Origin of the sequence: Thermogemmatispora carboxidivorans (assembly GCF_000702505.1) — a bacterium.
Classification (GTDB): domain Bacteria; phylum Chloroflexota; class Ktedonobacteria; order Ktedonobacterales; family Ktedonobacteraceae; genus Thermogemmatispora; species Thermogemmatispora carboxidivorans.
Genome location: NZ_JNIM01000001.1, coordinates 5383857 through 5405740 on the forward strand (window position 1 = coordinate 5383857; position 21884 = coordinate 5405740).

General features: G+C 60.7%; 14 protein-coding genes and 1 tRNA gene. 8 read left to right on the top strand and 7 right to left on the bottom strand.

The window, feature by feature from the left end; all coding sequences use genetic code 11:
• Positions 1–17 precede the first annotated feature (17 nt).
• The 6 genes from N688_RS21255 to N688_RS21280 all read right to left on the bottom strand — a co-directional run bounded on the left by N688_RS21255 (position 18) and on the right by N688_RS21280 (position 6677).
• Positions 18–1355 carry an ABC transporter permease gene (locus tag N688_RS21255; protein ID WP_052891152.1) on the bottom strand — a complete coding sequence of 446 codons (1338 nt, stop codon included), beginning with the start codon at positions 1353–1355 and terminating at the stop codon, positions 18–20.
• On the bottom strand, positions 1352–2149 hold the full coding sequence (locus N688_RS21260; RefSeq protein ID WP_052891153.1) for an ABC transporter ATP-binding protein: 798 nt from the start codon (positions 2147–2149) through the stop codon (positions 1352–1354). Before N688_RS21260 ends, N688_RS21255 begins: the two co-directional genes overlap by 4 nt.
• Positions 2150–3574, bottom strand: coding sequence for an efflux RND transporter periplasmic adaptor subunit (locus N688_RS21265; protein WP_052891154.1), 1425 nt, complete (start codon positions 3572–3574; stop codon positions 2150–2152).
• 63 nt (positions 3575–3637) lie between these two features.
• On the bottom strand, positions 3638–4426 hold the full coding sequence (locus N688_RS21270) for a DUF5666 domain-containing protein (protein ID WP_052891155.1): 789 nt from the start codon (positions 4424–4426) through the stop codon (positions 3638–3640).
• Between the two features lie 182 nt (positions 4427–4608).
• Positions 4609–5982, bottom strand: a complete 1374-nt coding sequence (locus N688_RS21275; protein WP_052891156.1) for a sensor histidine kinase — start codon at positions 5980–5982, stop codon at positions 4609–4611.
• On the bottom strand, positions 5979–6677 hold the full coding sequence (locus tag N688_RS21280) for a response regulator transcription factor (RefSeq protein WP_052891157.1): 699 nt from the start codon (positions 6675–6677) through the stop codon (positions 5979–5981). Before N688_RS21280 ends, N688_RS21275 begins: the two co-directional genes overlap by 4 nt.
• A gap of 602 nt (positions 6678–7279) precedes the next feature.
• On the opposite strand from N688_RS21280, the gene N688_RS21285 reads away from it, so the two are divergent.
• The 4 genes from N688_RS21285 to N688_RS21305 all read left to right on the top strand — a co-directional run bounded on the left by N688_RS21285 (position 7280) and on the right by N688_RS21305 (position 14963).
• Positions 7280–7352: transfer RNA gene (locus N688_RS21285), tRNA-Thr, on the top strand.
• A gap of 675 nt (positions 7353–8027) precedes the next feature.
• Positions 8028–9173, top strand: coding sequence for an acyl-CoA dehydrogenase family protein (locus N688_RS21295; RefSeq protein ID WP_052891159.1), 1146 nt, complete (start codon positions 8028–8030; stop codon positions 9171–9173).
• Between the two features lie 498 nt (positions 9174–9671).
• A complete protein-coding gene (locus N688_RS21300; protein WP_052891160.1) occupies positions 9672–11327 on the top strand; it encodes a ribonuclease J in 1656 nt (551 codons plus the stop codon).
• Positions 11328–11963: 636 nt separating this feature from the next.
• A complete protein-coding gene (locus N688_RS21305; protein ID WP_052891161.1) occupies positions 11964–14963 on the top strand; it encodes a DNA translocase FtsK in 3000 nt (999 codons plus the stop codon).
• Positions 14964–15029: 66 nt separating this feature from the next.
• On the opposite strand, the gene trmD is transcribed toward N688_RS21305, so the two are convergent.
• Positions 15030–15758: a tRNA (guanosine(37)-N1)-methyltransferase TrmD gene (gene trmD / locus N688_RS21310; RefSeq protein WP_052891162.1), complete on the bottom strand. Its 729-nt coding sequence runs from the start codon at positions 15756–15758 to the stop codon at positions 15030–15032.
• A gap of 146 nt (positions 15759–15904) precedes the next feature.
• Here trmD and N688_RS21315 point away from each other — a divergent pair, with 146 nt between their 5' ends.
• The 4 genes from N688_RS21315 to N688_RS21330 all read left to right on the top strand — a co-directional run bounded on the left by N688_RS21315 (position 15905) and on the right by N688_RS21330 (position 21707).
• Positions 15905–17557, top strand: a complete 1653-nt coding sequence (locus N688_RS21315; RefSeq protein ID WP_081839108.1) for a sensor histidine kinase — start codon at positions 15905–15907, stop codon at positions 17555–17557.
• 2 nt (positions 17558–17559) lie between these two features.
• Positions 17560–18279: a response regulator transcription factor gene (locus N688_RS21320; protein WP_052891164.1), complete on the top strand. Its 720-nt coding sequence runs from the start codon at positions 17560–17562 to the stop codon at positions 18277–18279.
• Between the two features lie 6 nt (positions 18280–18285).
• On the top strand, positions 18286–20295 hold the full coding sequence (locus tag N688_RS21325; protein ID WP_052891165.1) for a M6 family metallopeptidase: 2010 nt from the start codon (positions 18286–18288) through the stop codon (positions 20293–20295).
• 422 nt (positions 20296–20717) lie between these two features.
• On the top strand, positions 20718–21707 hold the full coding sequence (locus N688_RS21330) for a uroporphyrinogen decarboxylase family protein (RefSeq protein ID WP_162179607.1): 990 nt from the start codon (positions 20718–20720) through the stop codon (positions 21705–21707).
• Positions 21708–21884: the final 177 nt, after the last annotated feature.

Here is a 21884-nt window from a genome sequence, read left to right on the forward strand (position 1 = left end):
TCTTTGCCAAAGGCTGCTTACTCGGTGCGCAAAGCGACAATTGGATCAAGGCGAGCCGCGCGCTGCGCTGGATAGAAGCCAAAGACGACCCCGACCAGGGCTGAGACGCCGAAGGCCAGCAGGACCGAGAGCGGATCAAGCACAAAGGGCGTAGTAGTAAAATGCGTCAGCACCCAAGCCCCGACTGGGCCGAGCACGATACCAATCAGCCCGCCCAGGATGCTCAGCACCAGGGCCTCGATCAAAAACTGCGTCATCACATCGCGCGGACGTGCCCCGATAGCGATACGAATACCAATCTCGCGTGTACGCTCGGTCACCGAGACCAGCATGATATTCATGATGCCGATCCCGCCGACCACCAGCGAGACCGAAGCCACACTGACCAAAAGGATCGTCAGGGCCTGGTTGGTGCCCTGCACCGACTGGAGAACCTGGAGCTGATTGGAGATCTGGAAGTCATCGAGCTGCGGGTTAGCAATGTTGTGCCGCTGCTCTAGCAACTGCTCGACCTCATTTTGCACCAGGCCAACATTGGAAGTGCTATCGGCAGTCAGCACGATCTGGCCCAGGGAGCGCCCGCCGCTCAGACGCTGTCGGGCCGTCGTATAGGGCACATAGACGACGTCATCGGCATTGCGCCCGCCAGTGGTTCCCTTGGGGGCCAGCACCCCGATCACCGTAAAGGGAACGCCATTGATGCGCACACTCTGCCCTACTGGATCGGCGCCCGGGCCAAAGAGGTTGTCGACCACCGTCTGCCCGAGCACAGCCACAGTATGGCCGCTATCCTCATCGTCCTGCGAGATGAAGCTGCCATCTTGCAGCTGCCAGCCGCCGATCTGCTGATAAGGAGGGGCCACCCCAACGACCGAAGTTGACCAGTTCTGGTCGCCGGCCACCAGCTGCCCCTGAGCATTAATCAGAGGGCTGACAGCGGTTACATGGGAGAGCTGAGCAATGGCATTGGCATCGTCCAGCGTTAGCGACTGGGCAGACCCCAGGCCGCTGCTGACCCCGCCGGTGCCGCGGGCGCTACCAGGGAAGATCGTCAACTGAGTCGGATTAAGCGCTGAGAGCCGCTGATTAATAGCAGCGGCGTTCCCCTCACTGATCGAGATCATCATAATCACAGCGCCGACGCCGATAATGATCCCCAGCGAAGTCAGCAGGGACCGCAAGGCATTGGCCCGCAAGGCCCGCAGCGCGCTGCGCGTTCCCTGATAGACAGCAGAGAAGCCACGGGCCCGCCGATAGGCGTGAACGGGAGGCAGGAAAGCGCTGCGCTCCAGCGGCGCCGGCTGTGGCAGCGTGGCATGCTGTGATGCACCAGTCTCGGGCCTCAGAAAGCTCATGAGGTCACCTTCCTTCCCTCCTGTTCATGATCGTGATCATGAGTCAGCTGCAGGCGAGCCTCCAGCGGCTCAGAATTGAGCGTATCGCCCACAACGCGCCCATCGCGAAAACGCACCTGGCGACGGCAATAAGCAGCGATATCGGCCTCATGCGTCACCAGAATAATGGTCAGGCCGCGGCGATTCAGCTCCTGCAGAATGCCCATAATCTGAACACTGGTCTGACTATCCAGGTTTCCCGTTGGCTCGTCGGCCAGGAGCAGAGTCGGCGACGTTACCAGGGCGCGCGCAATGGCGACACGCTGCTGCTGACCGCCGGACAGCTCCGTCGGACGATGGTGAGCGCGCGTACGCAAGCCCACCAGCGTCAGCGCCATCTCGGCCCGCCTTCTACGCTCCTCGGCAGGCATCTGCATATAGGTCAGCGGCAGTTCGACGTTCTCCAGGGCCGTCATCCAGGGCAAGAGATTGAAATTCTGGAAGACGAAGCCGATCGAGCGATTGCGCACGTCGGCCAGCTCATTGGGGCTTAGCTCATCGACCGGCACCCCGCTGAGCAGATAACGGCCTGCCGTTGGCTGGTCCAGGCAGCCGAGCAGATTCATGAAAGTTGACTTGCCCGAGCCGGAGGGACCCATGAGGGCCACCAACTCGCCCGGCCAGACATCGAGATCAACCCCCCGTAGAGCCGGCACGATCGTATGACCCAGGTAATAGTTTTTGACCAGCTGACGGACTCGCACCAGGGGATAGGCGCGATGTCCATCAGCCTGCCACTGCTCACGCTGCTCCATTTAGCGGCCACCTCCTCCTCCGCCGAAGAAGCGCGCCCCACCACCGCCGAAGCCATTGCCACTCAAGCCACTGCTACCAGTGCTCGTGCTAGTCGTCGAGAGGTTAGAGAAGAGGCCGCCCGTCGCACTGACCACCACCTGATCGCCGTCCTGCAGACCCGAAGTCACCTCGGTATAGGTCCCATTGGTCAGGCCCGTCTGAATCACCACGGGGGTCAACTGGCCATTCCGCAGTGTGAGCACCACGCGCGTGCTGCTACTGCTACTGCTGCTGCTACCAGAGCTGCTCTGGCTAGAGGCGCTGGTCCCGCCAGTGCTGTTAGCATTGCCCTGACCGACGGAGATGCCCGCATTGCGGTAGACCTGTGCCAGCGTCTGCCGGCTGATGGCCCCAACCTGCACCGCCTCATTGGTAAAGGTCAGGGCCTGGTTGGGCACCAGCAAGGCCCCGATGCGCTGCTGGGTGGTGATATTGACGGTGGCTGTCATGCCCGGATAAATGTGCGACCCGTTAAGGCTGCTCTGATTAACCGTCAGATCCACGGTATAGCTCACCACATTAGAAGAGCTTTGGCCGAGAATATCGACCGAGGAGACGGTCGCGTGGAAGGTCCGGTTAGGATAGGCCGCCACCGTGAAGGAAGCTGGCTGACCCACCTGGACACTGGCAATGTCAGCTTCATTGACAGCCGCGGCGATGGTCAGCGAGCTGGTATCCACAAGGACCATAAAGGCATTGCTCCCGCTGCTGCCAGAGGAGCCGGAGCTAGAGCTGCTTGTACCAGGCGTCTGGCCAACCGTGCCATTAATGGCCACGATCGTTCCATCGGAGGGTGCCGTCAGCACAGTCTGGCTCAAATTGTGCTGAGCTGCTGCCAGCTGATCCTGCGCGCTCTGGAGCTGGCCCTGGAGCTGATCAAGCTGTGACTGCGACGCCCCGCTGTTGACGGCATCGTTGTAAGCCGTCTGGGCATTGTTCACCGCCTGCTGGGCCTGGGTCACAGCGTCTTGCAGCGAGGGGGAATCGACCTTCGCCAGCACCTGGCCTTTGGTCACATGCTGACCCACCTGCACATCGATCTCGCTGATCTGGCCACCCACCGAGCTGGGGAAGCTCAAATTGTACTGGGCCCGCGGCATGATTGGCCCAGTGCCCGAGACGGTCACAGCGAGATTGCCGGTGGTCACCGTCGCCAGCGTATACTGAGGCTGCTGCTGCGCCGTCAGACGCATATAGGCCAGCGCCCCACCTGCAGCCAGTAGCAGAACTACCGCTACCACAGTACCAATCAACCAGGCACGGCGGCGACCCCGGCGACGCGGCGGTAAAGTGAGTTTGGTATCCAGACGCACCGCTTCCTCTGTAGCGATCTCACTCCCCTCGTCCTCCAGTAACGGCTGGAGATTCGTCTCGACATCGGACATGCTTACATCTCCTTTCAGAAGAAGGCTCCTTGTTCGCTTCTGCTATCAACCTGCCTTCATTCCTTACCTTCCCTGTATCTGGGGGTTGATGGTGACACTGGAGGCGGTTAGCTGACCCTGGCTGCCGTTGGAACCGACGACCAGCACCGTCACCCCGCTCTTGAGATCGCTCGCACTGGCAGCTTCGGTCTCGACGACGCGCGTGGCACTGGTCAAGGTCAGCACAAAGTTGCTCCCGCTGCTATCGGTCACTGTCAGCTGATTGCCGACAATCTGGGTGATGCTACCGCGCACGGCGCGTGCGTTTTGACTGCTGCTCGTGCCGTTAGCGCCGAAGCCACCCTGACCCTGGCGCCGGAAACAGGCCGCATTGACGTTGCCGCGATTGCCGCCGAAGCCCTGTCGTGAGCCTTGGCCATTCTGACCAGTGCCGTTGCCGCTGCTCGCGAAGCTCGCTTGAGCGCCCCCAGCGGCAATAGAGACGGCGGAGTAGGTACCATCCGAGTTCTGGTTGACAACGACCGTGACCTGCTCCCCATTCTTGAGGTCGCTCACCTTCTCTTGCACCTGCTTGGTGAAGCGCGTACTGCTGGTGTAGACAACCTGCTTGCTCTGACCCTGCCGGTCTAGCACCCTGAAGGAGCCAGTACTCACGCTCTGCACCGTCCCGCTTACGCTCTGGAAGCGTGGGGTCGGGGGACAGGTGGGAGTCGCGGAAGCAGAGGCACCGACGCCCCCGGCGGTAGTGCTGTTATTGGTGCCACAGGCCACCAATAACAGGAGGGCCATCAGCGAGAGCAAGCCAGCGGCCCAGCGCAGCAGCAGAGGCGCTGCTTGCCTGACAGTAACCATAGTGCAGTGACTCCCTTCGCTTAAGCACTCTCTGGGTCTCGCCCGTCACATCAGGGAATCTAGCTGACCGAGGATAAAATCGCTGTTAAGATTGGCTGGGGGCGAGATTCTGGCTAACTACTCGCGAGAGGGGAGGGAGTCGGCTTTGTGGGTCAGCCGGCAGCGGCCACCGGCAGGGCAGGTTACCCTGCCCTGGCAACCACGGAAGTGAATTCCTGCTGATGAGGAGTTCCTGACATCTCGGCGCCTACGCATGCGGTAAGCGCTGGCAGGGCAGGAGTAGACGGCATGTCAGACAGCTCAGCTTGAGCCAGCGGCAGAGAAACAGTAAAGATGCTGCCACGGCCCGGCTCGCTCCACAGACTGAGTGCTCCGTGATGCTGCTGCACAATGGCCGCCACGATGGAGAGGCCCAGACCAGCCCCGCCACTGTGACGCGAGCGCGAGCTGTCGACGCGATAGAAGCGATCAAAAATGCGTCCCTGCTCCTCGGCAGCAATGCCAATGCCGGTATCAGCTACCGTGATGCAGGCCTGCCCCTCCGACTCCCAACCATTGACACGCACCTCACCGCCCGGGCGATTGTAGCAGATCGCATTTTCGATCAGATTGGAGAAGAGGCGCGCCAGCAGCAACTCGTCGCCGACCACGACCAGATCGGGTAGATTCTCCAGCACAAGGTTGACCCCATGCTCCTGAGCCAGCGGCTGCAGCTCCTGGAGAACCTCCTCCAGCAGCGGCCCCAGGCTGACCTCACTACGGGTACAGAGCGGCTGCTCGCTCTTGACAAGCAGCAACATATTCGAAACGAGCGACTCCAGGCGACTGAGGGCACGCTCTTGAGCAGCGGCCATCTCCTGATAATCTTCCAGCGTTGCCTGCGGATCACCAGTCACTACTTCCAGGCTGGCACGCATGGCCGCCAGGGGAGTGCGTAGCTCGTGGGCCACGTTGGCGACAAAGCGCCCCTGTTGAGCAAAGGTCTCGCCCAGCCGGGCAAGCATAGCGTCAAAAGCATCGGCCAGCTCCTTAATCTCATCACGGGGTCCTGTCAGCCCCAGACGAGTATCGAGCGTCTCGACACTGATGCGCCGCGCCGCATTACTCACCTGGCGCAGGGGACGCAGAGCGGTGCCCGCCAGCCAGTAGGCCCCAACTCCCCCCAGCACAGCAACCAGAGCCAGACCAATCAGAGAGATGCTCTGCAGCTCCAGCAAGAGGGCCCGCTCGATAGGGTTGAGATGACCACGAGCGAAGCTCTCGGCCAGGCGCTCCGCCAGCGGAGCCGGTAAGGGCGGAAGCGTATTTCTGAGACGAGCACCATTCGACAAGGCCGTTGAGCGCGGCCATTCTAGCCCACTACTGTGAATGATGCGTGAGAATCCATTAATGGCAGCGATATTGACAAAGAAGAGCAGTGAGAAGCTAAGGACAAAAACCAGCGCAGCGGAGCCGATAGCAATCCGCAAGCGCAGTGGCAAAAAGCGCCTCCGCGCTCGACGCAGGCGCAGGAGGCGCAGGCCCAGGCGCGATAACGAGAAAGAGCATCGGCTCATGCTTTCTCCTCCAATGGGGCAGAGAGCGGACCGAGACGGTAGCCCTGACCAACAACCGTTTCGATATAGCGCGGTGCCTCGGCGACGTCTCCCAGCTTGCGCCGCAGCGAATTGATATGGACGCGCACCGTGTTGGTGAATGGGTTGGCCTGCGAATCCCAAACGTGCTCAAGGAGCGTTTCTTGACTGACCACCTCGCCCTGGTGGCGCATCAAATATTCCAAAATACCGAACTCTTTGCCGGTCAGCAAGAGGCGCTGATTGCCGCGCCAGACCACGCGTGCCACCGGATCAAGCTTCAGATCGGCGTAGCAGAGAAGCGGCTCGCGCCCGCGGAGGTCACGACGCAGCAAGGCACCGATGCGGGCCACCAGTTCGGCGAAGTAGAAGGGCTTGACCAGATAATCATCAGCCCCCAGCTCCAGACCAGCCACCCGCTCGTCCGGCTTGCTGCGAGCGGTTAACATGAGGATGAGCAAAGCAGGGCGAAGCGCCCGGAGGCGGCGACAAACTTCCAGGCCATCGAGACCGGGCAAATTGAGATCGAGGATCACCAGGTCGTAGTCATTGACTTCGGCCAGCATGCAACCGCGCTCCCCATCGTAGGCAACGTCGACAGCATAGCCACGCTGACGCAATCCCTTCGCGAGCGCATGCGCAATATCAGGCTCGTCTTCAATGACCAGCAATCTCATATGCTCAGCTCTGGAATCTCTGCACAAGGCGCGGCGCTGGACAGATCAGATCGACCTTGCCGCTGTCCGCTCTGAGCGTTCCAACGTCTCAGCTACCCCGTCTTGTCTGTACGTGAGGTTGTGGCCCGGTCGATCTGCGAGATCAGCATAGCGAGATAGAGTCGGCAAAACAATGATTGACAGAGTAGCAGGCCCATCCCTCCAGGCCAGCCCAAGTGAGATGCTCCCGACCATTGCCTCTCGCGGCATGGGTAGGCGGATTGCCGCAGCAGGGAGGGATGGCCTACCGCCATGCAAGAACCACCGGTGGCAGGAGATTCGGCAGACCACCATCCCTGCTGGAGGATACCCGGTCACTGCTCAAGTATACAGAGAAGAGTTCAGAAAAGTATGACGGATCTGTAAAGAAACTTTAAAGTAGTACGTCATGCCTTCTACCAGCAGCTCGCCAGGTCAAGCCTGGTCGGGCTGCATTACGCCCCCTTCCTCCCCCTCTCTTGCAATCTCAGCCCCATTGTGCTATAGTAGAAGGCACAGAAGAAAATAACCAGAGAGTACCTCAGCGAGCACAGTAGACAGCGATCAAGCGAGTGAGAAGAGAAGCCGATGTAGCTCAGCTGGTAGAGCACTCGCCTTGTAAGCGAGTCGTCGTCGGTTCGAGTCCGACCATCGGCTCCGCTGCCCCGGCAGTTGTGGAACGCCGGGGCTTGCCGTATTGTGCAGGGCGTGACGCGACGCCCAGAGCGCAACAGTAAGGACACTGGTGTAGCCCGGCTGCCTTGCGTGTTGGTGCGGTCGGTTCGGCAGCAGAGGAGCCATGATGACCGGCCTGCTCAGATACCGGCTTGAGGGTCATGGCGCCCGGCTCGAACTCAGCAGCCAGCGCATCAGCCAGATGCCTGCGACCCTGCGGTTACTCACTTGTCCCGTCGCCCGCCGGCCTGTCAGTCTCTCTCTGCCTCTGGTACAGAGCTCGCTGCCTGCACAGAACGGATGGCCCGTTAGCGCCAAGTACAGCGTTCTGAACAGCGCAAGCCTGGCGCTTATCTCGCCCCGCTCCGTTCCTCACGCGGCAGCCGCTCATGGCACCTGGTGGCAGGACTGCTATAATGATGAAGAGACCGGCAGAGGTTACCCGTCTGTCCGTTGCAGGCCATGCAGCGGCGCTCAGCCTGCTCGGCGGATCACACCTCGCCCGCCGCTTCGCCTTGGTCCGCTCGTCTTTCTCTGCCCGGTCTGTGCCAGCCAGTGCCAGCTAGCAAAAGCAAGGGCGTTCGTTCGCTGGCTCCGGCTCCTCCCTGAAGATCCAGTGGTGGCGAGCCGAAACCAGTAGCAGAACAGGAGCTAGCAGTGCAGTTCGATCTCGATGAGGAGCAACGAGCGATTCGCGACACCGTCCGTCGCTTTACAGAACAGGAGATTGAGCCCCACGCCTCTACGTGGGACGAGCAGGAGTATTTCCCACGCGAAGTCTACCTGAAGATGGGGCCCTTGGGCCTGTTGGGCATGACGATCCCCGAAGCGTACGGGGGCAGCGCCCTGAGCCGGACCGTGGCCGCCCTGGTCTATGAAGAACTGGCCCGGGGAGATATGGCGACCGCGGTCGGCCTCTCGGTCCACAATATGGTAGCAGGCTCCATCGCTCGCTTCGGCAACGAGGAGCAGCGCGAGCGTTGGGTCCGACGCCTGGGAGAGGGCGAGCTGCTCGGAGCCTTCGCTCTCAGTGAGGCCAGCGCCGGCTCGGATGCAGCCAGCCTTCAGTGCCGCGCAGAGCGTCGCGGCGATACCTATGTGCTCAATGGCACCAAGATGTGGGTCACCAACGGAGGCGAGGCCGATCTCTATCTGGTGATGGCCCGCACGAGTCCAGTCCGTGGCTCACAGGGAATCAGCTGCTTTGTAGTCGAGAAGGAGACTCCCGGCCTCCGCTTCGGGAAAACCGAGCGCAAAATGGGCCTGCATTCCTCCCCCACCCGGGAGTTAATCTTTGAGCAGTGCACTATTCCGCTCGGCCAGCGCCTGGGCGAGGAAGGCCAGGGCTTCAAAATCGCGCTCTCGTCGCTGGACGGCGGACGCATCAATATCGGCGCTATCGCCGTGGGGGTGGCCCAGGCCGCTTTCGAGGTCGCTCGCTCCTACGCTTGCCAGCGAACACAGTTTGGCCAGCCGATCGGCGCTTTCCAGGCCGTGCAGTTTATGCTGGCCGATATGGCCATGAAGATTGAAGCCGCACGCCTGCTGGTCTACGAGGCAGCCTATAAGCTGGACCATGAGCAGAATGCCAGTATGTACGCCTCAATGGCCAAGTGCTTCGCCACCGATGTAGCAATGGAGGTCACCACAAACGCGGTCCAGGTCCTGGGCGGCGCCGGCTATGTGCGGGATTATCCGGTTGAGCGCTATATGCGCGATGTGAAGGTGGCCCAGATCTTCGAGGGCACCAACCAGATTCAACGCATGGTGATCGCCCGGGCCTTGCTGGGGAATATCCGTTGATAGACAAGTGTTCTAGTTTGCAGAAAAAGAAGAAAGTGGCCGATAGAAGATTGTAGGAACTGGTTGGTTCAGTGGCTGGCTACCTCCGCTGATCGGCAGACAGGCAGGCAGGCCAGAGCAGTGGCAGATATCTGCCAGGCTCACCACAACCAAGCTCCCCCCAGCCTGGCTGGCCTAACCCGACTTGACCCAACCTGACCTACTCCTATAACGGAGCCTGGCACAGGAAGCAGCGCCGGCGGCCAAGGCAAGGCATGGCTGTTGGCTCCGGTCGCCAGCGTATAGCTCTTCCTTGTCTTGACGTATCGAATATGCTAGACTTTTAATAGAATAAAAGATCCGAATAGTGTGTATTTCTGATAGTTCAACGTCGCCTGGACTTTTCTGTATTTGGCTATAACTCCTGTTGGCGGAGACAGGAGTCAACATATATCTCAAAAGCAAAGAGTGGGCATACTCATGCTTGAGTGTGGTTAGGAGGTTTTTGTTACCTTGACAATGGAAAAAATTCGACTTATTCCCCTGGGTGGACTTGGGGAAGTCGGAAAGAACATGATGGTGATCGAGTATGGTGAGGACATCATCATCGTTGACGCGGGGTTGATGTTTCCTGACGATGAGATGTTCGGTGTTGACCTGGTGATCCCGGACATCACCTATCTGCAGGACAAAAAGCAGCGTATTCGGGCGATCCTGATCACCCACGGCCACGAGGACCACATTGGTGGTCTCCCCTATGTCCTTCCCGCGCTCGACTTTCCCCCCGTCTATGCCACCCGTCTGACCCAGGGGCTGATCCAGGTGAAGCTCAAGGAGCACAAGTTGCAGGATCGCGCCGCCATCAAGATGGTCGCTCCTGGCGATAAGGTCAAACTGGGCAAGTGCACGGCGGAATTCTTCCACGTCAACCACAGCATTCCCGACGCGGTGGGGATCGTGATTCACACGCCGGTTGGGACCGTGGTGCACACCGGTGACTATAAATTCGACCATACGCCGGTCGATGGGCAGCCGGCGGATTTCGGCACACTGGCGCGCATTGGTACGGAGGGCGTTCTGGTGCTGCTGGGCGACAGCACGCGCGTGGAGTCGCCTGGTTATACCCCCTCGGAGCGTGTGGTCAGCGACTCGCTTGACAAGATCTTCGCCAATGCTCCCGGGCGTATCTTGATCGCCACCTTCGCCTCGCTGATCTCGCGAGTGCAGCAGGTGGTCGATACAGCGGTGCGCTACGGACGCCAGGTCGCTCTGGTCGGGCGCAGTATGGTGAGCAATGTCCAGATGGCCATCGATCTAGGCTATCTGAACATCCCCAAGCACACGCTGATCCGCGCTGAGGACATCAATAAGCTGCCGCCTGAGCGTATTGTGATCATCTGTACCGGCAGCCAGGGCGAGCCGACTTCGGCCTTAACGCGCATCGCCAACCAGGACCATCGTCTCGTGCGCATTCAGCCGGGTGATACCGTCATTCTCTCCGCGACGCCGGTACCGGGTAACGAGAAGATGGTCAATCGCACGATCAATAATCTCTTCCGCCAGGGGGCGGAGGTCTTCTATCAGGGCGTCTCGCCAGTACACGTCTCTGGCCACGCCGCTCAGGAAGAGCTGAAGCTGATGCTGAGCATGATCCGACCGAAGTTCTTTGTGCCGATCCACGGCGAGTATCGTCAGCTGATGCTCCATGCAAAGCTGGCCTCCTCGCTGGGCATCCCCGCAGATCACATTGTGATCGCCGAGGATGGCGACGTGATCGAGGTGACGAAGAATTCGATCCATGCTGCTGGCCATGTCTCCTGCGGCAATGTCTATGTCGACGGCCTGGGCGTGGGCGATGTCGGTCAGATCGTGCTGCGCGATCGCCAGGTGCTGGCGCAGGATGGTATCCTGATGGCCGTTCTGACGGTCGATAAGGAAACCGGGCGCCCGCTAGCTGGGCCGGACATCATTTCGCGCGGCTTCGTCTATATGCGCGATGCTGAGGAGCTGCTGGCGAGCGCGCGCGAGCGCGTGCTGGAGTCCTTCGTTGGCCTCAACGGCCATGCCTCCGACTGGTCCTTTGTAAAGGACAAGATTAAGCACACGCTCAGCGAGTTCCTTTACGAGAAGACTCATCGTCGGCCTATGGTCCTGCCAGTAGTGATGGAGGTCTAAGCCGGAGCTAGCCTGGCGCGGGGTGAGCGAGAGCCGCCGCACGATCCGCCGGTCGTCGGCCTTGCCTCTCGCTTCTCCCCGCCTCCAATTCTTCTCTCTCCACTCTCCGAACGTCCCTCTGGCGCCGCGGCTACCAGTCGCGCTTTCTCTCCTTCGTTGCGACCATTCTGCGACAGGTCACCGATGCGCCTGCGACAGGTTCTGCTTATGCTCTAGGTAGAGAGTGCAGCACGAGAAGTCTCGTCAGCATTGGCATAGAGAGAATAGAGTCGATCCCTTCTCTGCTCTGGCTTTTTCTCCTGCCCGTGCCTGCGCTCTCTCTTTTTTTACAGCCTTCCTGTCCGTCCGTCAGCTATCCTGGCTCTTGCCGGCGCCAGACCACAGCCCCAGAGAGAGGCCCGGGGACTGGCGTTCTTCTTGCCCGCCGAGCGCCAGTCAGATCACGCTGGTCACCATCTCCCCACTTGCGCCCTTGGAACATCTGCGCTATCATACTGGTGTTGCTTATAGAACTCTGGCACGCGCTATCCCGGCAGAAGCGCTGCTGGAGAGGAAGAAGAGCGCTCCTCTTTTTTGAGCGAACGCCACGAGAGAGGATCGCCTGCATAGCTCACGGGAGGAGCAGACGGAGCGGGAATGGCTGCCAGCGATCAGAAGAATCAGCGCAAGGAGCGTATCGTCCCGGGCGTAGAGGCGAAGCGGACGGCACGGGCGAGCGCTGCCGCAGGCGCCGTCGGGTCCAGCCGCGTGCGCGTCGAGCAGCGGACCCCCGGACCAGCTAATGCCCGGCAGGCTCCAAAGCGCGCCTCGGCGGGTTCCCGGTCATCTGGACGCAAAGCTTCTTCGGCCCCGTCTTCACCCCCAGCCAACCAGACGGGGGACGAGCGCTTTATTCACTGGCTCCGCGAGCAGTGGCAGCGTCTTGAACCTCATCAGCAGCAGCAGTTTTACAGCTCGATCCTGCTCTTGCTCTCCCTGGTTATACTCGGTGCCCTGACGATTTTCCGTCAGGCCTTCATTCTGAAAGAGTTCTATGCCTTCTTTACAGCCTTCTTTGGCTGGTCAGCCTACATGCTGGCTCTCGGTTTGCTGGCCTTGGCCGGGGCCTTGCTGATCGAGGGCCTGCTTCAGCGCAGTCTGTTGCGCAGGTCACTGGTAGGCGGGTTGGCCCTGCTCGGGCTGCTGGTCCTGGCCGAAAGCCAGCTCCTCTTCGGTGGTGAGACCGGTGGCTTCCTTGGCGCTCTCCTGATCTGGCCTCTCCACAACTGGCCAGCTGCTGTCGGTCACATTCTGATCCTGGGCCTGATGGTCCTGGTCAGTATTGTCACCTTCCGCATCACCTTCGGGCACATTCTGGCCGCCGCTCGCTTTGTACGCCAGCTCTTCGCCGACCACGTGGAGCGTCCCGCTCGCTCCGGCAGTGGCGAGGGGGCCCGTGGCCCTTCGCCTTTTCTGGGCCAGCGCCCCCGCTACAGCCGCTACGGCGGTCAGGCTCAGGCCGGCGTCGGCGCTGGAGAGAATGAAGGGACCGCTCAGGGAACACGTGCCGGGATGCTCCGCTCATCAGTCAGCCCCTCAGAGCCAACGATGAGCGAGGAAGATGAGGATATCATCGAGTTCGAGCCAGATTTCGAAAGCGACGATGATCGCCAGGATGACAGAGCGTCCCACCGGCTCCGGGCTGGCTCTCTTCTTCGCGGTCCGCATCCCCCGCCTAAGCCGCTGAATCGCCAGGAATACCAGGCCGCCACACGGGGAGCGCAGCAGCAGCCGCTGCCCTTCGACGGTGAGCACCCGCCCCAACAGCCGCTGCACATCTCCGCGCATAACGTTGTCCCCAACCTACCGGAGATGGAGCCGCTGACGCCCAATCCTCTGAAGCGTCAGTCCGCCGCGGAGGCCAGCAGGGGGGCGCAGCCCCGCGGTGCAGGCCAGCCCCCGTCTCTGTGGAAGTTACCGGATTTGGGCCTGCTCAACCGGCCCGAAGACATGAAGCTACAGATGCTGGGCGAAGATACGGTCGCCCTGGCCAAGCTCATTCAGGATACGCTGCGCAGCTTCCGCGTCGAGGCCGAGGTACGGCCTGAAGACATCAGCATCGGCCCCACGGTGATCCGGTTCGGCATCCGCCCGACAGGCAAGCCGGCCATGCAGCCAGACGAGAAAGGGCGCCTGGTTCCTGTGCGCGACGCCTCCGGCAATATTGTCTATGAGTCGCGCACGCGAGTGAGCCGCATCATGGCCTTGCAGAACGATCTGGCCCTGGTATTGGAGGCGCGTTCAATCCGCATGGAGGCCCCAGTACCAGGCCGACCCTACGTCGGCGTTGAGATCCCCAATAAAAATAGCCGCCTGGTGACGCTGCGGGAGATCCTGGAGAGCAAGGAGTATCAGAGCGCGCGGGCCAAGTCCAAGTTGGCGGTAGCCCTGGGCAAGGATGTCGCCGGCGCGGTCCGCGTTGGCGATCTGGCGCGCATGCCCCACCTGTTGATTGCCGGGGCGACGGGCGCCGGCAAAAGCGTCTGCATCAATGCGATGATCGCCACCTTCCTGATGCAGGCCACTCCCGACGACCTGCGCCTGCTGCTTGTCGATCCCAAGATGGTTGAGCTGACGCACTACAATGGCGTTCCTCACCTGCTGATGCCTGTAGTGACGGAGGTCGACACGGTAGTAGGACTGCTCAAAAATGCCATTCACGAGATGGAGCGCCGCTATCGCCTCTTCTCCCGCCTGGGTGTGCGCAACCTGGACAGCTATCGCAAGCTCCGCAACGAGCGACTGGCCCGCGGGGACAACTCGCTCCAGAACTTGCCCGCCATCGTCATTATTATCGATGAGCTGGCCGATCTGATGATGACGGCCCCCGAGGAGGTTGAGGGACTGATCTGCCGCCTGGCCCAGCTCGCCCGGGCTACAGGCATCCATCTCGTGGTAGCGACGCAGCGCCCATCGGTCGATGTGATCACCGGCCTGATTAAGGCCAACATCCCAACGCGCATCTCCTTCATGGTCAGCTCGGCCATTGACTCACGGACCATTATCGACATGGGTGGAGCGGAACGCTTGCTTGGACGCGGTGACATGCTCTACCTGCCTGCAGATGCCGGCAAGCCGGAGCGCATCCAGGGAGCCTTTGTCGCCGATGAAGAGATTGAGCGCCTGGTCACCTACTGGAAAGAGCAGGCATCTCAGCATCGTCCAGGAGGCAGCCCAGAGATCGAACCTGGCTGGGAAGTTCACGAGCAGGAGGCCGAAGAGTCTCCCCTGGACGACGAGCTGCTAGAGCAGGCCGAACAGGTCGTCCGCGAGTATGGTCGGGCTTCCATCTCTCTCTTGCAGCGGCGCTTGCGTGTGGGCTATGCCCGAGCAGCCCGCCTGATCGACCTCCTGGAGGCCCACGGCATCATCGGTCCCCAGGAGAGCGGTGGGCGCGCGCGCGAGGTGCTGGAGAGCCGTCCGAGCTTCGGCGGAGGCCGCTACGAGGGCGAGGGGCGCACTATGGCCGACGAGGTCGAAGAGATTATCGCCGAGGAGCGAGCCCGGCAAGAAGCCCTCCGACGCCAGCAGGAGCGTCAGCAACGCGAGCCGCGCGCAGCTGCCAACGACAACGACCAGCCCGCCGCCGAAGAGTGAGCAGCTGCGCAGTGTTCTACCAGACAGGATCAGCCAGGGCTGGCAGCGAGCCGGGCCAGGAGCAACTTACCAGCCTTCAGCCTCCAGCTCCTTGAGGAGCTTCTGGTCATCTTTGCTGCTGAGATCAAGCCTGGCAAAGAGATCGGGACGCCGGCGCTTCGTGCGGCGCAGGGCTTCCTTCCGCCGCCAGCGCGCAATCTGCGCATGATTGCCGGAAAGCAAGATCTCGGGCACGCGCCAGCCACGGAACTCCGGCGGACGGGTGTACTGAGGATACTCCAGCAGAGAGTCGCTGTGCGACTCCTCGTGCGTTGAGGTATCGTCGCCCAGGACCCCGGGAATGAGGCGGGCCACAGCATCTACAATCACCATCGCAGGCAGCTCACCGCCAGTGAGCACATAATCGCCGATCGAAAGCTCGTCGGTTGCCAGATGCTCAGCCACGCGCTCATCGACCCCCTCATAGTGGCCGCAGATCAGAGAAAGGCGCGGCTCACGGGCCAGCTCACGCGCGATCTGCTGATCAAAGAGGCGACCCTGGGGCGTCAGCAGGACGATAGGCCCGCCCTGATAGACAGCCTCAACCGCAGCGAAAATCGGCTCGGGTTTCATGACCATACCGACGCCACCGCCATAGGGATAATCGTCGACCACGTGATGCTTATCGGTTGTAAAATCCCGAATGTTGTGCAAGGCTATCGAGAGCAGACCTCGCTCGCGTGCACGCTTGAGGATGCTTTCAGAAAACGGTCCTTCAAACATGGCCGGGAAGAGCGTGAAGATGTCGATGTGCATCTCTGTCCTACCTGAAGGCTTTGTGTTAAAATAGCACTGGCACCGAACGTTGACAATCCCCGGCGGGGAGCTGCGCCAACCTGCCCCTGCCGGCCCCGCTCTGTACCCAGATACATGCCTTGTCTCTGTCTTTGTCGGAGCCTGCTATGTCCCGATCCCTGACGCAGCACTTTAAGGACTTGCATGGCCAACTCGTGATTCTCATCGGGAGCGCCATCCGCCTCCTGGGTGGAGAGGCTGGCCTCTTTGTGGTGGCCAACGAAGCCTTCGACCCCCAGAGCAGCGAAGAATACACGGCCTACCAGATCAACGAGAGAGCGGTCGCGAGCCTGCTGGCACACATCCAACGTGGATCGCTGCCCACACCAGCCCGGCCTTTTGTCGTTGAGCACCTGCCATCCTCGCTGTTGGATGAGCTGGATCTCTTTGCCGACTTCATCGGCCCTGATCCTGAAGCAGAGAGTGCCCCCCCCCAGGTCCACAGCGGCCAGAAACGCGACAGCTCCGACCCTGGCAGACACCGCCAGACCCAGGAGTATGAGCGCTGCTCGCTGCTTCTCCACGATCAGAGTGGCCTGGTGGGCATGCTGCACTACTTCCGCCCAGCCGACAGCAGCTCCTGCCTGGAGAACGACGCGATTCGCTTCGCGCTCTTTCGGGCCCAGCTGGCCGCTAGCATGCGCTTCGCCCTCAAGGCACAGTCGCTGGTACGCGAGCAGGAGCGCCTGGCAGCCATCTTCCAGTACAGCACCGATGGCATCCTCACCGTTGACCACGCCTTCCGCATCATCGATTTCAATCCAGCAATGGAGCGACTGACGGGCTGGCGCGAAAGCGAGGTGCTGGGCCGCTTTTATTACGATGTGCTGCGCCCCAAGGATCGGCTAGGGAACGACCTGGGCCTGGAGAATTCGCCTATCCTCCAGGCCTTTGCGGGCAAGCCCGTGGTCAATCGCGAGATTCAGATCACGGCACGCGACGGCCAGCGCTTCAGCGTCAGCGTCTCAGCCTCCTGCGTCCATTCGGCACGCGGCGAGCCGATGAACGGGATCTTGACCGTGCGCGATATCACCCGCGAGCGCGAACAAGAAGAGCAGCGCTCTATGTTCATCTCGGTCATCTCCCACGAACTGCAAACGCCGATCGCCATCATCAAAGGCTACGCCTCGACGCTGGCCCGCACCGACGCCACCTTTGACCGCGAGACGCTACGTGCGCGCCTCCTCGCCATCGAAGAGGAGGCCGATCGCCTCAATAAGTTGGTCGGGAACCTGCTCTACGCCTCGCGCATCGAAGCTGGCGGCCTGCATATGGAGATCGCCCCCTTGGATCTGGAGCCACTGATTGAGGGCGTCGTGCGACGCTTCCAGGCCAGAAGCCCCGAGGTCGAGATCAAGGTGCAGCTTCCGCCCAACCTGCCGCTGGTCATGGCCGATCGCGACCGCATCGAGGAGGTACTGGAGAACCTGCTGGACAACGCTATTAAATACTCGCCGCGGCAGCGCGCGGTCATCGTGAGCTGCTCCACCGTGGGCGACGAGGTAATCATCAGCGTCAGCGATCAGGGCATGGGCATCTCGCTGCGCGATCAGGAGCGGCTTTTCCAACGCTTCCAGCGGCTCAATCACCCATCAACGCCTGGACGCCCAGGGGCTGGCCTTGGTCTCTATATCTGCCGCGCGATCATTGAGGCCCACGGAGGAAGGATCTGGGTGGAAAGTGCGCTCCATCAAGGCTCAACGTTCTCGTTTAGCCTGCCCCGCAAGGAGAAAGCGCAATTGCCTATGGTGGTGTTTTAAAGATGGAGAAGGAAAATTTCGATCATCGTGATATCACCATTCTCATTGTTGACGATGAACCGCGTATTCGCGATCTTGTCCGCATGAATCTTGAGCTGGAGCATTATCATGTACTAGAAGCAAGTAGTGGAGAAGAGGCTCTGGAGCAACTGCGCGAAAATTTACCCGATCTCATTGTTCTTGATGTCATGATGCCGGAAATGGATGGCTTTGAGACCCTGCGCCAGATCCGTGAGGTTTCGACCGTTCCGGTGATCATGCTGACGGTGCGCCAGGACGAACACGACCGCATTCGTGGCCTGGACCTGGGAGCCGATGACTATATCGCCAAGCCCTTCAGTCCACGTGAGCTACTCTCGCGCATTCGAGCCTTGCTGCGCCGGGCTTTCATGCCGCCGCCGGCGCGCAAGACCGAGATTGTTGTCGACAAGGACCTCAAGATCGACTTCGCCAGGCGAGAGGTCATTGTCCGCGGCCAGAAGGTCACCTTGCGTCCTACCGAATACCGTCTGCTTTACCATCTCGTCAACAATGCCGGGCGTCTTCTCACCCACGAGACGCTACTCTCCAAGGTCTGGGGACGGGAATATCGAGACGAAGCCCATTATCTGCGGCTCTACATTACCTATCTGCGGCAGAAGATCGAGAAAGATCCTGCTCACCCCCAATACATCCTGACAGAGCGGGGCGTAGGCTATCGCTTCAAGGAACTGGAGGGCTAAGCGACTATGAGCAAACGGGTTCGGGGTAGGCCCTTGCTCCTTCGTGAATGGTTGGGCTTACTGACTCTGCTGCTTATGCTTGCGGTCACAGGGAGCGCCTGCTCCCCCTTTGGCAATGCCGCCTCTCTCAAGACGCCGGCGTCCGGCGACGTCACCGTTGGCCCGAAGCCATCGCCAACGCCCCAGAACCTGCCAGCGCTCCTGCAGGCCGAGCGCTGGCTCACAACTGCGGCCCATCCGCCACGCGATCTCTACAGCCTGGCGCAGCGTCTCAAGTTGCACAGCCCGGAGCCGCCGCCACAGCGGGGGCGCAGCACGCCGCTCAACGCACATCCTGGTCAGGAAGACCAGTTCTGGTTACTCAACCTCGACACCCACCGCTATGAGCGCATTCGTGCCAGGCTGGTCTACGTCACTCCCCACGTCTACATGTACGTCGAGGATGGCCAGAGTGCCAGTCTGACAGCCCTTAAAAGCTCTGCCGACCTCTTCGAAGAGCGCATCTATCCCAGCGAGCATGCCATCTTTGGCAGCGAGTGGCAGCCAGGCATCGACGATGATATCCACCTGACCATCCTGAACGCTGCGAGCCTGGGCAACGGCGTCGGCGGCTACTTCTCTTCTGCCGACGAGTACCCGACCGCCATCAATCCCCACAGCAACGAGCGCGAGATGATCTACATCGACCTCGACACCATGCTGCCGGGGACAGCCGATTACAACAGCACCCTGGCTCACGAATTTCAGCATATGATTCACTGGCATCTCCATCCCAGCGATCCAGAGTGGATCAATGAAGGGATGTCCCTGCTGGCTCAGCACCTCAACGGCTTCCCCGTGGGTGGGGCCGACCGCGCCTTCCTCTCTCATCCCAACACGCAACTCACCGACTGGAGCGACGACATGCCAGCAGCCTTAGATCACTACGGGGCCGCCTACCTCTTCCTGGTCTACTTTGCCGAGCACTACGGTGGCTACCCCATTCTCAAGGAGCTGCTGAGCGATCCTGCTGATCCTCCTCTGAGCTTCGACCATATCCTGGCCCATCATGGTTATAAGGACCGTTTTGATGACGTAGTAAATAAGTGGTACGTAGCCAATGTCGTCCAGGAAGATAGCATCGACAAAGGAGACTACGGCTACGCCACCATCCAGGTCGGGGTCCCCGTGCCGTCGCAGCAAGTTACAAGCTATCCTTTTACCATGCTCAACAGCATCCATCAATACGCAGCAGAGTACTACACCTTTGAGCCGGCAGGGCAGGCGAGCACCCTGGCCCTGACCTTCACTGGCACACCGACCACTCCCATCATCGCGAACACGCCCTACCATTCGCACAATGAATGGTGGAGCAATCGATATGATAATATGGATAGTACCCTGACTCGCTCTTTTGACCTGAGCAGGCTCAAAGGCCAGCATGTCACCTTGCAATTCGCCGCCTGGTTTGATCTGGAACGCGACTACGACTATGCGTTTGTCGAAGCCTCGACCGACGGGATCAACTGGACAACGCTGCCCGGACGCTACACAACGGCCAGCAATCCCAATGGGGGGAACTGGGGCTATGGCTACACCGGAACCAGTGGCGGGAGCAGTCCGCAATGGATCGAGGAGCAGATCGACCTGACCCCCTACGCCGGCCAGCGCATCCAGTTGCGCTTCGAGGAGGTCACCGATGATGCAGTTACTCACCAGGGCTTTGCCCTGGCCTGGATACGCATCCCAGAGCTGCATTTCGAGGATACCCTGGCCAGCGACAACGGCTGGGTCAGTCACGGCTTTATCCGCTCGGCGAACGTGCTGCCGGAACACTATAGTGTGCAGGCCCTGGTCTATGAGGGCCAGGCTTTCAGCGTTCGCCCCTTCCCTGTCGACCTGGCCAGTGGCCAAGCCAGCGTGACCATCCCGGACTTTGGCAGGAAGGTCAGCCGGGTCGTCCTCGTCATCTCCGCCTGGGCGGTTGCCACTTCGCTCCCGGTCCGCTACCAGCTGACGGCCCGGCTGGGGCAGTAAGCCAGCAGCGTGGCCGAGGGAGGCGCCACATCCACCGTTGCACCATGCCGGTGGAGACGACAGAGAGGAAGTCTGAAAGGCAGGATGCGCATGTACTACCCACTCACCCACCTGGCGCTCCACCAACCAAGACAGTACCTGGTCAGTCAGAGTCAGCAGGGAGCCAGGCGCGCTACAGAGCGAAGCGCCATTGAGCGGCTCCTCGCTGGCAGCACCCTGCCCAGCCAACGAGTGCCTTCTTTGCCTTCTTTCCTCACAGCAGACCCCGCCCGGCAGGGTCCGGGGTGTCCTCTGTCCGTGCACCGCGCCTCACGCTGCCGCGGAACGAAAGAGCGGCATACAAGCTGCTGTCTACCAGGGCCATCAGTCAGCATCGTTTGCTATCCAGTTAGTGATCTTATCTAGAGGGGATGGGAAAGACCTTGAATAAAAAGGAACGTATTGACGCCGCTTTGCGCGGTAAGCCGGTCGATCGTGTGCCAGTGAGCATGTGGGGGCACGACTACGAGCGCGAGTGGAACATGCAGACATTTGTCGAAGCCATGATCGAGAACTTCACGCGCTATGACTGGGACTTCCTGAAGGTCAATCCGCGTGCCTCCTATCATGTCGAGGGCTGGAAGGTGCGCGTGCGCCCTTCCGGCGACAAATACAAGCCACCGATCTTCGAGGATACTCCCATCAAGAGCACAGCGGACTGGAAGCGGCTGCGCCCGCTGGAGCCGACCCAGGGAGCCTTGGCCGAACAGCTACGGGCCTTGCAGCTCATCAAGTACCATCTCGGGAACGACGCCTACTTTGTTCAGACGATTTTCTGCCCGCTGGGTGTGGCCAAATACCTGGCCGGCAACAGCACCGAGGCGGTACTGCAGAGCATCCGCGAAGATCGTAAGGCCCTCCATACGGGCCTGCGTACTATCCTGGAAACCTTTATCACGTTCGCCATTGCCTGCATGGAAGAGGGAGCCAGCGGCATCTTCTACGCAACCAACGGCTGGGCCCGCGAGGGCCTGCTCACCCAGGATCAGTACCGCGAGTTTGGTGAACAGTATGACCTGGAGTTCCTGGATGCCATCAAGGGACGCAGCAAGCTCACTATTCTGCATAACTGTGGCCCCCGCATCTACTTCGACCTGCTGGCAAACTACCCCGTCCACGCTATTAGCTGGGCCGCCACTCTGGAGGGAAACCCCGACCTGCGCGAAGGGAAGCGCCGCTCAGGTAAAGCGGTGATGGGCGGCATCAGCGAAAAGACCGTGCTGCGCACCGGTACCCCGGATCAGGTGCAAGAGGAGGCGCAGCAGGCCCTGGAGCAGACCAACGGCGAGCACTTCATCCTGGCCCCAGGCTGCGCTGTCCCCCCCGATGTACCCCCCAGAAATTTGGAGGCGGTCCGACAGATGCTGTCTTGACACATGTCAAGGCATTCGCTATACTGCCACGATAAGGAGCGGCGCAACCTGTTCCCCCTTATTAGGAAGAGGTTTCGCGCTGCGTCAACGCTCTGGCAGGTATCAGTACGCGGCGCGACTCTCTCAGGTCGCGCCCAATTCTTTTGTTGTTGACTGACTGGCAAGAATGCGCATACA